Origin of the sequence: Neorhizobium phenanthreniclasticum (genome assembly GCF_040066075.1) — a bacterium.
In the GTDB taxonomy this organism is placed as follows: domain Bacteria; phylum Pseudomonadota; class Alphaproteobacteria; order Rhizobiales; family Rhizobiaceae; genus Neorhizobium; species Neorhizobium petrolearium.
The window spans coordinates 154,782-169,429 of record NZ_JBEAAL010000015.1 but is presented as its reverse complement, the minus strand read 5'-3'; the positions used below and the strand labels follow the sequence as shown (position 1 = coordinate 169,429).

General features: G+C 60.5%; 14 protein-coding genes. 11 read left to right on the top strand and 3 right to left on the bottom strand.

Annotation, left to right across the window (positions count from 1 at the left end; all coding sequences use genetic code 11):
* The first annotated feature begins 169 nt into the window (after positions 1-169).
* Together ABK249_RS19275 and ABK249_RS19270 are read left to right on the top strand one after the other, a co-directional pair.
* The gene (locus ABK249_RS19275) at positions 170-1,063 is read left to right on the top strand and encodes a beta-keto acid cleavage family enzyme (RefSeq protein WP_348863688.1); all 894 of its coding nucleotides are present in this window, start codon (positions 170-172) and stop codon (positions 1,061-1,063) included.
* An 86-nt stretch (positions 1,064-1,149) separates the two neighbouring features.
* Positions 1,150-2,061: a cupin domain-containing protein gene (locus ABK249_RS19270; RefSeq protein WP_348863687.1), complete on the top strand. Its 912-nt coding sequence runs from the start codon at positions 1,150-1,152 to the stop codon at positions 2,059-2,061.
* A gap of 52 nt (positions 2,062-2,113) precedes the next feature.
* Here ABK249_RS19270 and ABK249_RS19265 read toward each other — a convergent pair whose 3' ends face one another.
* Both ABK249_RS19265 and ABK249_RS19260 read right to left on the bottom strand, forming a co-directional pair.
* Complete coding sequence (locus ABK249_RS19265; RefSeq protein ID WP_037152000.1) at positions 2,114-3,136, bottom strand: NAD(P)H-quinone oxidoreductase; 1,023 nt, start codon at positions 3,134-3,136, stop codon at positions 2,114-2,116.
* A 25-nt stretch (positions 3,137-3,161) separates the two neighbouring features.
* A complete protein-coding gene (locus tag ABK249_RS19260) occupies positions 3,162-4,109 on the bottom strand; it encodes a DUF6282 family protein (protein ID WP_052182881.1) in 948 nt (315 codons plus the stop codon).
* A gap of 122 nt (positions 4,110-4,231) precedes the next feature.
* On the opposite strand from ABK249_RS19260, the gene ABK249_RS19255 reads away from it, so the two are divergent.
* On the top strand, positions 4,232-5,014 hold the full coding sequence (locus ABK249_RS19255; RefSeq protein ID WP_037152004.1) for a helix-turn-helix domain-containing protein: 783 nt from the start codon (positions 4,232-4,234) through the stop codon (positions 5,012-5,014).
* 69 nt (positions 5,015-5,083) lie between these two features.
* Here the strand turns inward: ABK249_RS19255 and ABK249_RS19250 are convergent, their stop codons facing one another.
* Positions 5,084-5,707 (bottom strand): TetR/AcrR family transcriptional regulator, encoded by a 624-nt coding sequence (locus ABK249_RS19250; RefSeq protein WP_348863712.1) that lies wholly within the window; start codon positions 5,705-5,707, stop codon positions 5,084-5,086.
* Between the two features lie 264 nt (positions 5,708-5,971).
* On the opposite strand from ABK249_RS19250, the gene ABK249_RS19245 reads away from it, so the two are divergent.
* The 8 genes from ABK249_RS19245 to ABK249_RS19210 are packed head-to-tail and all read left to right on the top strand — an operon-like array spanning position 5,972 to position 14,345.
* Positions 5,972-6,832: an FAD binding domain-containing protein gene (locus tag ABK249_RS19245; protein WP_348863686.1), complete on the top strand. Its 861-nt coding sequence runs from the start codon at positions 5,972-5,974 to the stop codon at positions 6,830-6,832.
* Positions 6,829-7,326, top strand: coding sequence for a (2Fe-2S)-binding protein (locus tag ABK249_RS19240; RefSeq protein WP_348863685.1), 498 nt, complete (start codon positions 6,829-6,831; stop codon positions 7,324-7,326). The genes ABK249_RS19245 and ABK249_RS19240 overlap by 4 nt, the downstream gene beginning before the upstream one ends.
* Entirely contained in the window at positions 7,323-9,692 is a 2,370-nt protein-coding gene (locus tag ABK249_RS19235; protein WP_348863684.1) for a xanthine dehydrogenase family protein molybdopterin-binding subunit, read from the top strand. Before ABK249_RS19240 ends, ABK249_RS19235 begins: the two co-directional genes overlap by 4 nt.
* A 35-nt stretch (positions 9,693-9,727) precedes the next feature.
* Positions 9,728-10,978: an ABC transporter substrate-binding protein gene (locus tag ABK249_RS19230; RefSeq protein WP_348863683.1), complete on the top strand. Its 1,251-nt coding sequence runs from the start codon at positions 9,728-9,730 to the stop codon at positions 10,976-10,978.
* A 33-nt stretch (positions 10,979-11,011) separates the two neighbouring features.
* A complete protein-coding gene (locus ABK249_RS19225) occupies positions 11,012-11,887 on the top strand; it encodes a branched-chain amino acid ABC transporter permease (protein ID WP_348863682.1) in 876 nt (291 codons plus the stop codon).
* 10 nt (positions 11,888-11,897) lie between these two features.
* A complete protein-coding gene (locus ABK249_RS19220) occupies positions 11,898-12,893 on the top strand; it encodes a branched-chain amino acid ABC transporter permease (protein ID WP_415926457.1) in 996 nt (331 codons plus the stop codon).
* A complete protein-coding gene (locus ABK249_RS19215) occupies positions 12,893-13,648 on the top strand; it encodes an ABC transporter ATP-binding protein (protein ID WP_348863681.1) in 756 nt (251 codons plus the stop codon). The genes ABK249_RS19220 and ABK249_RS19215 overlap by 1 nt, the downstream gene beginning before the upstream one ends.
* On the top strand, positions 13,641-14,345 hold the full coding sequence (locus tag ABK249_RS19210; protein WP_348863710.1) for an ABC transporter ATP-binding protein: 705 nt from the start codon (positions 13,641-13,643) through the stop codon (positions 14,343-14,345). Before ABK249_RS19215 ends, ABK249_RS19210 begins: the two co-directional genes overlap by 8 nt.
* The last annotated feature ends 303 nt before the right edge of the window (positions 14,346-14,648 follow it).

Below are 14,648 nucleotides of genomic sequence, written 5' to 3'. Positions count from 1 at the left end.
GCCAATTGCCGCGACGTTTCTCGCTGCGAAACACAGCCCTTCCACCTTGCGTTTCTTCTCGCGAAACGGCCGGTGATAACGATTGAGGTCAGCGACGTTGGATGCGAGCCAGAGCTTCATGACAGTGCGAGGTCAGCTCTGACCGCGCCCAATGAGGAAAGCGAGAGCTTTGGCCAATCCAACGATTATCAGTTGCGCCGTCACCGGCAATATAACCAGCCCCTCCCAGACCCCCTATCTGCCGATAAAGCCGGAACAGATCGCCGATGCCTGTCTGGATGCGGTGCGCGCCGGTGCGGCGATCGTTCACATCCACGTCAGGTATCCGGATGGGCGTCCGAGCATGGAATTGGCGCATTACCGGGAGGTCGTCGAACGCCTGCGCGCTGCCGAAGAGGACGTCATCATCAATCTCACCACCGGCCCCGGCGGTCGCTTCATCCCCAGCGAAGACGATCCGAGCGTCGCTGCACCGGGCACCACTCTTATGCCGCCGGTGCGACGTGTCGAGCATATCGCGGCGCTGAGGCCCGAAATCTGCAGCCTCGACTTCAACACGATGTATTCCGGCTCGTCGGTGGTCATCAATACGCCGCGCAATCTCGCCGTCATGGCCGATATTATTCGCGATTCAGGCGTCCTCCCCGAGCTCGAAGTCTTTGACACGGGCGATATCCAGCTCGCCAACCATTTCATTCAGGAAGGGCGGCTTGATGCGCCGGCGCTCTTCCAGATCGTGCTCGGCGTCCGCTACGGTGCGATCGCCACGCCAGAGACCCTTCTCTACATGAAATCACTGCTTCCGGTTGGTTCGCATTGGGCGGCTTTCGGTGTCGGACGCTGGGAATTTCCCATGCTCGCGCAGGCTTGGCTTCTGGGTGGCCACGTCAGGGTCGGGTTGGAGGACAATATCTACCTCGAAAAAGGCGTGCTCGCCGAAAGCAATACCGTGCTCGTCAGGAAGGCCGTGCGCATCCTGAAGGAACTCGGCGGCACCGTCGCAACTCCCGGCGAGGCGCGCGAAATCCTGGGACTGAAGAGACAGGTTCCCAAAGCCGGCTAGGGGGCCGGGCGCAGCGGCTGATCCGCGCGCCTGGCCTGCGGCTTTGGGCTCTACCGACATTTCGACAAAGACAAGCGGAGGAACGGATGTACGATCGGAACGACCCACGATCCAGCCTGCTGGGCAATGCGAAGCCGGCGGGCGCCAGGGTCCACAGCAGCTATTTTGGTTCGCAGCTGGGGCTGTTCTACAAGGAAAAGCCCCACATCAAGGACGCCAATGGAGATACCTGGATCAGTCGAGGCCAGAACTTCGTCGTCGCCTATACCAAAGGCAAGGAAGGCGGCGCCTTCTCCCGCGACGCGCAGCCCGACGAATATGCCGTCATCATTCCGGACAAGGAGACTTCGGTCGAAATCACCACCGCCGAGGGTACCACGACCGTGCCCGGCTATTCGGTCGCCTTCGTGCCACCGGGCAAGAGCTCCATCCGGATGCTGACCGCCGGCAGCATCGTCCGGCTCTTCACGCCGAAGTCGACGGATTTGGCGGAGGCCGCCTCGAATGCTGACGCGTATCGCGGGCCGCATCCCAATGTGCCGCCGTTCGAAGCCTGGCCCGAACCTCCCGGCGGCCTCAAGCTGAAATGGTACACTCTGGACGTCCCTGACGATCCTTCACGGTTCGGCCGGATCTACCGTTGCACGACGTTCATGATCAACTACCTCGTGCCGCGTATCGGCCCGCGCGAGCGGGACAAGGTCTCACCGCATCATCACGACGATTTCGAGCAGTGCTCCCTGGCGCTGAGCGGTACCTTCACGCACCATCTGCGCTGGCCGTGGACGACGAACATGAACATCTGGCGCGAGGACGAACATCTCTATTGCGAGTCGCCCTCGATCTGCGTCATTCCGCCGCCGGCCATCCATACGACCACCGCCGAAGGAACAGGCGTCAACCAACTGGTCGATATCTTCGCTCCACCCCGTTTCGATTTTTCGGAAAAGCCGGGTTGGGTGCTCAACGAGAACGATTATCCAATGCCCCATCGTTAAAGAGATTGCCGCCGGCTTTCGCCTCGAATGTCGGCGGCTACCACCTTCAACATCAAAATCGCTTGCCGGATGAGGGAACGGTTGCGGCAAGCGCCGGGTCCACAGCCAGGACCACTTTCCCGATCTGCTGGTTTTCGTCCAGGATATGATGGGCTTCCTGCACTTCGGTGAATGGAACGACTTTGTGGATACGGGTCGTGATGCGCCCATCCTCAAACAACGGCCAGACGTGGTCGACCAGTTCTCTGGCGAGCCGCCCCTTGTAGGCAGGAGGGCGTGGCCGGAGCGTCGATCCGGTTATCGTCAACCGGCGGCGCACGAGCGTGCGGATATTCACCTCGGCTGTACTGCCTTGATGGCTGGCGATGAAGACGAGCCGACCGTCGTATTTCAGCAGATCCAACTGGCGCTGCGTGTTGGCCCCGGCCTGGCCGTCGAGGATGACATCGACGCCCTCGCCACCCGTCAACGCCCGGATGCCCTCGTCCCAGGCGCCGCGGTAATCGACGGCTGCTTGGGCGCCGATGGCCTTGCAGACGGCCCGCTTCTCTTCGGTGCCTGCGGTGGCGAAAACCGTCGCACCGCGAAGATGTCTGGCGATCTGGATGCCCGCCATACCGACCCCGCTCGTCCCGCCATGGATCAGCAGCGTTTCTCCATGTTCCAGCCTGGCAAGCCAGATCAGATTATTCCAGGCCGTGAAGAAGACTTCCGGGAGCGACGCTCCCTCTATGAAGCTCAAGCCGTTCGGAATAGGCATGCATTGCACAGCCGGGACGGCGCAAAACTCTGCATATCCTCCGCCGTTGACGAGCGCGCAGACGGGGTTGCCAACATATTGCCCGTCAACGCCTTCGCCGACATCGTCGATGATGCCGGCAACGTCGAGGCCGAGGATTTCGGAGGCGTTCGGCGGGGGTGGATAGAGACCTCGCCGTTGCTGGACATCGGGGCGATTGACCCCGGCAGCCGCGACGCGGATCAGAACCTCCCCGGCCTTTGGCCGGGGGCGCGGCTGTTCGACGATCCGAAGAACTTCAGGCCCGCCCGGCCTTTCGATCATGACGGCTTGCATGTCTCATCCGCCATGCCAAAAGGGTTCATGACGTCAATCCGACCAGGCGAGCCGGATTGTCTGCCACCATGGTCCGCACGTCCGCGTCCGTGAAGCCGAGCGCCAGGCAGAGCTTGATGGCTTGACGCATGCCTTCGACCGGTGTGGGATTGTCGACCTGCCCGAGGTCCGAGCCGATCGAGGAATGTTCGACGCCGGCTGCAAGAATATGTTCCCTGAGCTCTTCCGGCGTATAGGTGTTGAAGCGGGAATCGACATAGAGCCCGGCAGACTGTTCGATCAGGGCGCCGAGCTGCGCCAGTTCGCGGATATCGTCATAGGTGAAGTGCAGTCCATACATCGGATGATTGACAAGCAGCCGCTTGACGCCGCGCGCACGCGCTTCATCGAAGAGCTTCCAGATTTCCCAGACATGCAGATGACCCGAGGACAGGATGACATCGAATTCGGCAATGAGATCGAGGATCTGCTTCACCTCGTCCAGGATTTCCCCGTATGGATCAACGACCGTCAGGGCCGGCGAGTTTCTGAGCTGGACGTTCGAGGCAAGCCGCGTCTTGCGGTGAGCGCTACGGATATGGTTGGCTGCTTGGGCCGTCGGCATCCAGATCAACTTGGCGCCCATCTTCAGTTGCGCATCGACGACGAACGGGTTCAGCCCCCCGGTGGAATTGTTGAGGACCAGACCGCTGTACATCGCAAAGTCCGGGTTTGCGAAAATGCGTTCCATCATCGGTATGACCGGGGAAACCGAATAATGGTGATCCTTGAAAAGGATGGCGCGCATCCCTGCCGCCGCGGCTTCCTCGGCCGCCTCCATATGGTCGAGCTGCCGAGGCATGGTTGACGGCCCGGAGTGAACGTGAAGATCGATGGCGCCCTTCAGCAAGGCATTTGCCCTGGCATCATCTATGCCGGCCATAAGCCGTCTCACTTCTTCCCTGTTGCGTTTCGCATCGTCTGTCGAAGCCATGACATTCCCCTGCTTGCATTCGAGGACTCCCCTAAAACTTGACACCGGAAAGCGACAACCTATCATCCCACGCATTTCGCCAGTCGAAATATGTAGCAGCGATTCCAGGGGGAGGAAGATCAATGGGCATTCGAGCAATCGAGCGCGCGATGAATGTTTTGCAGGAGCTGAATCTGCAGCCAATCAACACGATTGCCCAACTGCATGCCCGAACGAAGCTTCCGAAGCCCACTCTCGTGCGTATCCTGCGCACGCTTGAGGATGCAGGATACGTTGAGAATGATGTGCGGCAGGGGGGATACTGCGTCAGTGCGCTGGTGACGTCCCTCAGCTCCGGCTTTCACAAGGGGCCGCTGGTCGTGGAGGCGGGGCGTGCATGGGCCATCGCGATCACCCGCAAGCACAAATGGCCGATCGCGATCGCCCTGCCGGATTATGACGGGATGGTGGTTCGCTTCAGCACGGTTCCCGATAGCTTGATCTCCCCCTTCCACAGCACCGTGAACAAGCGTCTGTGCCTGCTTACGCGCGGACTTGGGCTGGCATATCTGGCGTTTCTCGACAAGGACGAGTTCGACATGATCATCGATATTCTTAAGAGGTCGGATGATCCGGAGAACGCGCTGAGCCATCACCCCAATGAACTGAAAAGGCTTGTCGGAAAGGTACGCGAAGCCGGTTATGCAACACGCTCGTCGCTTGTAGAGCCCAAGAACTCCAATACCATCGGCGTTCCCATCGTCGGCCAAGGGGGGCGAGTGATAGCGAGCATAGGACTGACTTATTTCAAATCGGCTTTCAGTTCGGAGCAGGAGGCTTGCGATCGCTATGTTCCAATTCTGCAGTCGGCAGCGGCGGCAATCTCGGAAGATCTTGATCGCTTGTCGAACAGCTTTGCTATTTGAGCGTGAGGTCTAAAGGCGTTCGAGAAACGTCGAGTACCTGAAGCAGACAACGATCAGCGGAATGACCGATCAGGCTTTTGCCTGCACGATCGTTTTTGCGACTTCCGGTCCGCCGAGCATGAAGCTCTTAACGCCGTCTCGGACGATATCGTCCAGGGATTCCGGTGTTGGCGTAGAATAGACAAAACGCCGGATCGCCAGATAGAAGATGCGGCCGTGCAGTCCCCAAAAGAGTTCGGTTTCCCGCTCGGTCAGCGGCGTCTCGTCCGCGCCGGGAAGCCCGAGTTCATGACGAAGCTCAAGACAGGCAGGTTCGATGATCTGCTGCCGTACGATGTCGAGATAGCGTGGTGTGATGTCGAATGCCTTCAGCCCGGAAAAGACGAAGATCCTTACCCAATCATAATGGAAGACGCGGTTCACGTATTGAAGGTAAAATTCCGTGAGCCGGCCTTCGAGCGGTAGGCTGCGATCGGTAATCAAACCTGCCCAGGCTTCGTCCCAGCGGCTTAGATAGACGTGTTCGTAGACGCGCTCGATCAGCGCCTCCTTGCTGGGAAAATGCCGGTAGATCGCCGAATGGGTGATGCCGATCCTCTTTGCGAGTTCCCGGGTCTGTCCCTCGAAACCATGCTCGGCAAAGAAGCGGACGGCCTCTTCCAGAATGAATTGCTCCCGCTCGGTTGCCCGCATGTACTGCTTGGGGCGCCGTGGCTTTGGCCGGCCATGCCCGCCTTCCGGGACATTCAGCTGATCCGTCATTGCACTCCTGAATCCGCGACCGCTCGCCATCTGCGGCACATAACGCATTGCTTTCTCAGCGATAGCGCAAGTCGCGATTGAGACCAAGTGGTAATTTATTTGAGACCATTTGGTAATTTTTGTTGACCGGCAACCATCTTGCGGAATAATGTAACCAAGTGGTCACAAATTCCAGCGACCATCGGGAGGAGACCGGTGAAGGCGAGAGCTTTCGAATATGTGCGCCCGCAATCCGTCGAGGAGGCGCTGCGGGCCTTTGGGGATGCCGATGGCGATGCGGCCTATATCGCGGGTGGGCAGAGCCTCGTTCCCGCTCTGGCGCTGAGGCTCCAGGCGCCGGCATTGCTCATTGACATCGCACGTATCGAGGAATTGCATGGCCTTGCCGTCGTGGAAGATAGGCTCCGCGTCGGTGCGACGACACGCCATTTCGAAATCCTCAACTCTGAACTGGTGGCAGAACATGCGCCGCTGCTTTCGAAAGCAGCGCCCTTCGTCGCCCATCCCGCGATCCGTAACAAGGGGACGTTCGGCGGCAGCCTGGCGCTCGCCGATCCCGCATCGGAATTTCCTGCCATGGCGTTGGCGCTCGACGCGGAGGTCGAGATCGCTTCGCTCGCAGGCGATCGGCGCGTTCCGATTGCCGATTTTTTCCTCGGTCTCTATGAGACGGCGCTCCAGCCCGGTGAGATGATCCGGGCCGTTCATATCCCGGTCGCGACTGGAAAGTCCCGCTGCGCCTTCGGCGAACTTGCCCGCCGCCGCGGCGATTATGCGCTCGTCGGTGCCGGCGTGAACGCGGAATGCGACGGCGATCGCATCGAGCGCATAGGGATTGCCTTTCTGTCGGCAGGGCCCGCGCCCATGCGGGCGAGAAACGCCGAAGCCGTCCTTACGGGGAGCCGCCTGACGCTCGAAATTATCCGCGAGGCGCAGGAAGCCCTTGATGTCGATCTCGATCCTCCTGGTGACGAGCACACGCCCGTCGAGATGCGCCTGCATCTGGCGCGCGTGCTGCTCGGCCGCCTGCTGGGGCAGCTGGAGGCGAGGCCATGAGTGGCAAGATCGCGGTTTCGCTGACGGTAAATAGCGAGGAGGTTGAGGCGCTCGTAGCCCCGAGAACCACGCTGGCCGATTTCCTGCGCCAGGACCTTCAGCTTACTGGCACCCATACCGGCTGCGAGATGGGCGTCTGCGGCGCCTGCCTGGTGCTGATCGACGACCGGCCCGTTCATGCCTGCCTGATGTTCGCCGTACAAGTGGACGGATGCGTGATCGAGACGGTCGAGGGGCTGACGTCGCGCGGTGCAATCACCGATCTCCAGAAGGCATTCCACGAGCGCAATGCGCTGCAATGCGGGTTCTGCACGCCCGGCATGCTGGTCAGCGCCTATGGCATCCTGTCGTCCGGCAATGTTCCGAGCCGCGAGGAGATCCGCGATGCGCTTTCCGGAAACTATTGCCGCTGTACGGGCTACGAGGCGATCGTCGACGCGATCGAGCGGACGGCTGGCGAGCGTTGGCGCGCCAAGGCGGAGGAGGAGGTATGAACGTGTTCGCCGGCTCCCTGGACAGACCCAATTCCTATATCGGCCGTTCGGTCTCCCGGCCGAATGCGAAACGTCTGCTCGAAGGCAAGGGGCGGTATGTCACTGACCTTGTCCTGCCGCGCATGCTCTATGCGGCCTTTGTCCGCAGCCCCTATGCCCACGGACGAATTCTCTCGATCGACACGGATGAAGCCGCGGCGCTTGCGGGAGTCCGCGCCGTTTTCACAGGCAAGGATCTCGCGGCGATCTGCACGCCCTGGATCGGCACGCTCGATCACTTCAAGAACATGAAGTCGCCACCGCAGATGCCGCTTCCAACGGAAAAGGTGACCTGGTCCGGCCAGCCGGTCGTGCTGATCGTCGCCGACAGCAGGGCAATCGCCGAGGACGCCGCCGAACTGGTAATGATCGACATCGAGGAGATGCCGGCGCTTGCGGACCCGGCTGAGGCTATGTCCGGAGGGGCGATTTCAGAAGAACTCGGCGACAATCTCTGTTTTTCGATGAAGCTTGACGCTGGCGGTGTCGATGAAGCCTTGGAGGCGGCGGATCTGACCGTGGAGCAGAGCTTCATCTTCGGTCGGCATACGGCCGTGACGCTGGAGCCCCGGGCGATCGTCGCTGATTATGATCCCAGCGAAAACCGGCTGACGGCGCATCACGCCACTCAGACGCCCTATCAGTTCCAGGATGTCTATTCCCGCCATTTTGGAATTCCGGAAGCCAATGTCCGCGTGATTGCGCCGGATATCGGCGGCTCCTTCGGCATGAAGCTGCATGTCTATCACGAGGAGATGGCGGCGGTTGGGGCTTCTATCCTGCTCGGCCGGCCGGTGAAATATGTGGCGGATCGAATGGAATCCTTCGTTTCCGACATTCATGCCCGCGACCATCGCGTTACGGCAAGGCTTGCGGTCGGGAAAGATGGCCGTATCACCGGCATGGAAGTCGACGACGTGACCGCGATCGGTCCATTCTCCAGCTACCCGCGTACCAGCGCCGTGGAAGGCAACCAGGTCGTCCGGTTGATGGGCGCGCCCTATGACTTCTCCGCCTATAGGGCAAAGCTGTCGGTGGTTTTCCAGAACAAGGTGCAGGCCAGCCAATATCGCGCCGTTGGCCATCCGATCGCCTGTGCGGTGACCGAATGCATGGTCGATAAGGCGGCGCGTGAGCTCGCACTCGATCCCTTTGATATCCGCGTCCGTAATCTCATCCCCGACGACAGCTATCCGCGCAAGTCGCCGACGGGTTACCAGTTCGAGAAGCTCTCCCACGAAATCTGCCTGTCGCGCCTGCGCTCGCTGATGAATTACGAGTCGCTTCGCGCGGAGCAGGCGAAATTGCGCGAGAAACGCATCCTGCGCGGCATCGGCATAGCGCTTTTCGTTGAGATCACCAATCCCAGCCCAGCCTTTTACGGTGTTGGCGGGGCGCGTATTTCCGCGCAGGACGGCGCGGTCGTCAAACTGACGCCATCCGGCGAGGTGCATTGCGCGATTTCCGTAACCGAACAGGGGCAGGGGACCGAGACCATCATTGGCCAGATCGTCGCGGATCAGCTCGGCGTCGATCGCGCCAAGGTTCGCCTCATGACCGGCGATACGGACATGACGCCGCATGGTGGCGCGACCTGGGCATGCCGCGGGGCGGGCATAGGTGGTGAGACAGCGCTGCAGGCGGCGCGCAGGCTGAAGGCCAATCTTCTCTCGATCGCGGGCCTCATCCTGCAGGCGCAGCCCGGCGAACTCGATATCCGCGAGGACTGGATCGTCGAGGCTGCTACCGGTCAGCAGCGGATCAGTTTGGCGGAAGTGGCCCGCATCGCCTTTTTCCGGTCGGACACCTTGCCGCCCGGCACCCAGGCGCAGCTCTCGGTCGCCCATCATTATGCCCCGCAAGGTTACCCCTTTGCCTTCACCAACGGCGCGCAGGGGTCACTCGTCGAGGTCGATGTGGAGACGGGCTTCGTCAAGATCCTTCGGCACTGGGTGGTGGAGGATTGCGGCCGCATCATCAATCCGCTTCTGGTCGACGAGCAGATCCGCGGTGGCGTGGTGCAGGGGCTCGGTGCGGCATTCTTCGAGGAATGCCTCTACAACGCGGAAGGCCAGCTCACCAACGGCTCGCTCGCCGATTACCTCGTGCCGATGGCCTGCGAAATGCCCGACATCGAGATTTCACATGTGGAGACGCCAACCCGCGACACGGAACTCGGCGCCAAGGGCGTCGGCGAGGCCGGCACGGCCGCCGCTTCTGCTGCCGCGATGAATGCCGTCAACGATGCACTCGCCCGTCATGGCGCGGTGCTGTCGCAGATACCGATGACGCCGGCGCGCATCCTGAAAGCGCTCGGCAAGATCTGATGCATGCGCACATGTCCAAGAGGAGGAGGACAACAATGACGAAGGGAATTGACAAGCTGGTCCAAAGGCCGATCAGCCGCCGCACCGCACTGATAGGGCTGGCCGGAACCGCCGGCGCGCTTTCGATGCCGTGGATCGCGCGGGCCCAGGCGGAGACGATCCGCATTGGTTTTCCGACGCCGCTCACTGGTCCATTCGCAGCCGAGGCCAATGACCAGGTGCGCAGCGCCCAGCTCGCGGTCAAGCTGGCGAACGACAAGGGCGGCATTGCAGGCCGCAAGGTCGAGCTGCTTGTCCGTGACGACAAGCTGAACGCCGGCGAAGCCGCTACCCGCACGCTTGAACTTATCGAGAAGGACAAAGTGCATGCGGTGGTGGGTGCGCTTTCGAGCGCCGTGCAGCTTGCAGTCAACGAAGTGACCCGCGCGCGCAACATGATCTATGTTTCGATCAGCCAGTCGGACACGATCAACGAGATCAAGGACTTCAGCCCCTATACGTTCCACGAGGCGCTGAACCCGACCATGACCACGGCGGTGGTGGCCAGGCATTCCTTCCAGAAGGGCTCCAAAATCGCCTATCTGGTGGCCGATTATGCCTATGGCCATGAAATGTTGCGTGGCTTCAAGCGGGCTGCCGAGGCGATCGGTGCCGAAACGGTCGGCGAGATCCTGCATCCTTTCGGTGCAGCGGACTACTCCACCTTCATCCCGACCATCCTGTCGCTCAATCCGGATATCCTCTGCATCTGCAATTTCGGCCGCGACCAGGCGAATTCGATCAAGCAGGCGGTGGATTTCGGCGTGAAGGACATGATGAAGATCGTCGTGCCTGTCATCCTGCACAACCAGCGCCTCGCGGTCGATCCGGAAGTCTTCGAAGGCGTGGTCGGCGGCGCGAACTATTACTGGGGACTCGAAGAAACCGTACCGTCGGCAAAGGCCTTCAACGACGTCTTCCGCGCCGAGTACAAAGGAGCGATCCCCACCGACTACGGTGCTTACGGCTATACCGGCGTCGCGTCGCTGCTCATGGCGATCGAGAAGGCCGGCGGAACCGAACCGCAGAAAGTCATCGAGGCCATGGAGGCACTGAAATACGACGTTGCCAAGGGCGAGCAATTCTATCGCAAGTGCGACCATCAGTCGGTACAGTCGGTTCTCGTGCTGGAATCGAAAGCCAAGAGCGATATGAAGTCGGATGCCGATCTCTTCAAGATCGTCGCCAACGAGCAGGCCTCGGAGAGCATTCTCAGAAGCTGCTCCGAACTCGGCTTCAAGAGCTGAGACAAGAGCCGATATTCCGGGACGGATGAACCTATGACCGTGCAACTCATTGCGATGCAGCTGTTTTCAGGCCTCGCGCTCGGCGCTATCCTGATCATGGTTGCGCTCGGCCTGTCGATCATCTTCGGCATGCTGGGCATCGTGAACTTTGCGCACGGGGCGCTGTTCATGGTGGGTGCCTATGCGGGTCTTTATGTGGCCGGGCTGACAGGGAGCTTCTGGTGGGCTCTCGTGCTGGCGCCGGTGCTGATCGGCCTGTTCGGCATGCTCATTGAGCGTTTTCTCATCCGCCCCCTTTATGGTCGTTCGCCGGATGATCCGCTGCTTTTGACCTTCGGCCTCGGTTATGTGCTGGTGGAAGCCGTGCGCATCCTCTTCGGCACCGACGGAATTCCGTTTTCCACGCCGGCGGCTCTGCGCGGCGTGGTCAACCTCGGCATCGGTTTCTTTCCGCTCTATCGGCTGTTCGTCATCGGTGTCGTCCTCGCCGTGCTGCTCCTTCTGTGGATCGGTCTCGAAAAGACGAAATTCGGACTGATCGTCAGGGCCGGATCGGCCGATCCGCTTATCATGCGGGTGCTCGGAGTCGATATCAGCAAGCTGTGGCTGGTCGTGTTCGGCATCGGGGTCGGCATCACCGCACTCGGCGGCGTGCTCGCCGCGCCGATGCGCAATGTCTCTCCCGAGATGGGAACGCTGGTGCTCGCCGAAGCTTTCGTGGTCACAGTCATCGGCGGCATGGGCTCGCTTGCAGGCGCTGTCATCGCAGGTCTTGTCGTCGGCGTGGCAGTCAGCATGACGTCGCTGTTCGCACCGGAAATGGCGACGATCGTGATGTTCGCGCTGATGGCGCTCATCCTTCTTGTGCGTCCGAATGGCCTTTATGGTCGCGCAGCGCCGGGGCTTTGAGGAGATGGTCATGTCGGTCGTTAGAAACGTCGAGCTTGCTCCCCCTCCATCCCGGCAGGGTCTTGCGGCGCTTTTCTCAGGCGCCAACCGCTGGCGTGTGCCGCTTTCCGTCCTGACACTCTGTATCCTGCCATGGGTGCTGCCATCGCAGGCGCTGGCCGTGAACGTACTGATCTACGGTCTTTTGGCCGTGGGCTACAATCTTCTGTTCGGATACACCGGCCTGCTTTCCTTCGGCCATGCGGCCTTCTTCGGTGCTGGTGCCTATGCAACCGGTATTACGCTCGGCACTTTCGGCGTGAACTGGTTCGTTGCCATGCTGATCGGGCTTGCCGTGGCCGGCTTCCTTGCGACTATCATGGGCGTGCTGGCGATCCGCACGCGCGGCATCTACTTTTCCATGGTGACGCTGGCCCTCTCGCAGCTCGTTTATTATACGGCGCTGCAGGCATCCTCCTGGACCGGCGGCGAGAATGGCCTGCGCGGCTTCACCGTCAGCACGTTGAGTTTTCCGGGCTTTTCGTTGAACTTCCTCGATCCACTCGTCAAATATTATGCGATCATGATCGTCGTGGCGCTGGCGCTGTGGTTCGTGTCGCGCGTGCTGAACTCGCCATTCGGCGCCGTTATCGAGGCTATCCGGGAAAACGAAACGCGGGCGCGCGCTTGCGGTTACAATGTTGAGCGCACCAAACTCCTCTCTTTCGTGCTGTCGGGCATCCTTTGCGGGCTCGCGGGCACGCTGTCGGCCATGCACCTCTCGATCGTGCCGCTCGACTCGCTGCATTATCAGACCTCGGGCCTGATCGTGATGATGACACTGCTCGGTGGGGCCGGCAGTTTCTTCGGTCCTTTCATAGGCGCGCTCGCTTTCCTTTCGATGGAAGATATCTTTTCGCTCTGGACCACCAACTGGCAGCTCATCGTCGGAGTGATCTTTATCCTCTTTGTCCTCTACCTGCCGAAAGGCGTCTGGGGCACGCTGATTTCCTGGGGGAAGGGCTGATGAACGAACCGATTATGAGCGTTGCCAATGTCGGTAAGCAGTTCGGCGGCCTCATTGCCCTCAAGGGTATCACGGCCGACTTCAAGGAAGGACAGATCACCGCTATCATCGGCCCGAACGGAGCGGGTAAGAGCACGTTCTTCAACATTCTGTCCGGGGCCCTCAAACCATCGAGCGGTACCCTGAAATTCCGTGGCGCGGATATGGCGGGCGTACCGCAGCACGATTACGTGCACCGCGGCATCGCCCGCTCCTACCAGATTACCAATATCTTCCCGAACCTTGCCGTTCTTGAAAACGTCCGCGTTGCGGCTCAGGCATTCAGATCCCGGATGAATATCTGGACCAACCGAGGTGTTTACGAAGACATCGAGGAGAAGGCATCTGCGACTCTTGCTGCCGTGGGGTTATCCGGACGGGCAGGGACGCTGGCGAAATTCCTGGCCCACGGGCAGCAAAGGGCGCTGGAGATTGCCATCGCGCTGGTTGCTGATCCCGCTCTCCTGCTGCTCGACGAACCCACTGCCGGCATGGGGCCGGAGGAGACGCGTGAGATGGTGGCGCTGATCGAGAAGCTGGCGGCCGACCGGACCATCCTGCTGGTCGAGCATAAGATGAAGATGATCCTCGGCTTGAGCGACAGGGTCATCGTTCTTCATCACGGCGAGCTTCTGGCGGATGGTACGCCGGAGGAAATTCGGGCGAACGGCGAGGTTCGCCGCGTCTATCTGGGGCAGAACGATGGCTATGCTTGAAATCGAAGGTCTGAATGGCTGGTATGGCGCAAGCCACGTGCTCCATGGCGTGTCCTTCGCCGTTGAACCTGGGGAAATTGTCGCGCTGGTCGGCCGCAATGGCGCCGGCAAGACCAGCATCATCCGTTCGATCATGGGTTTGATGCCGCGCACCACCGGCAGCATCCGGTTCAATGGCGAAGACATCACGCGATTGAAAGCGCACGCCCGCTATGCCCGTGGCCTCGCCTACGTACCCGAAGAACGGCGTATCGTCCGTGGACTGACGGTGCTGGAAAACCTCCAGCTCGGATTGGTGGCCGACCGCCAGGGTATCGACGAGGCTGCCGCCATCGAGGAGATCGCCCGCAGTTTCCCGCGCCTGAAAGAAAGGCTGCATCAGGAAGGTGTGACGATGTCAGGCGGTGAGCAACAGATGTTGGCGATCGCCCGCGCAATGATCGCCAAGCCGAAGATGATCCTGCTCGATGAACCGTCTGAAGGCATCATGCCGGTTCTCGTTGAAGAGATGGGGGTGCTGTTCCGGCGGTTGCGGGATGAGGGGACGACGTTGCTGCTCGTCGAGCAGAATGTGGAATGGGCGCTGAAGCTCGCTGACCGCGCCGTGATTGTCGACCAGGGTGAGATCGTCTATCGCAGCGATGCGGTCACGCTGCTGGCGGACAAGGACATCCAGGAGCGGTATTGCGCGGTCTGAACTGCCGGTACCCGATAATCAATGCTGGAAGGACGGGCTTCGTCGCGTTTGACGGCGAGGAAGGGTATCTTCAGGAGTTATCATAGATACGGGCTTGATGAGCCGCGTGTGGACAAGTCTTTTCGATCCCACGTGCTGCGTCGTTGTATTCCGAACGCAAGGAACTGACCGAGTCCAGCGAGAACAGTTGCGGCGCCAAAGCGGCGATCAAGATCCACTCGTTGGCGAAATAGGATCGTCTTGACTACCTGATTTCCGGTGGCATCCCATGTCTGCGATGTATCCTCGCAGGAATCATTGCCC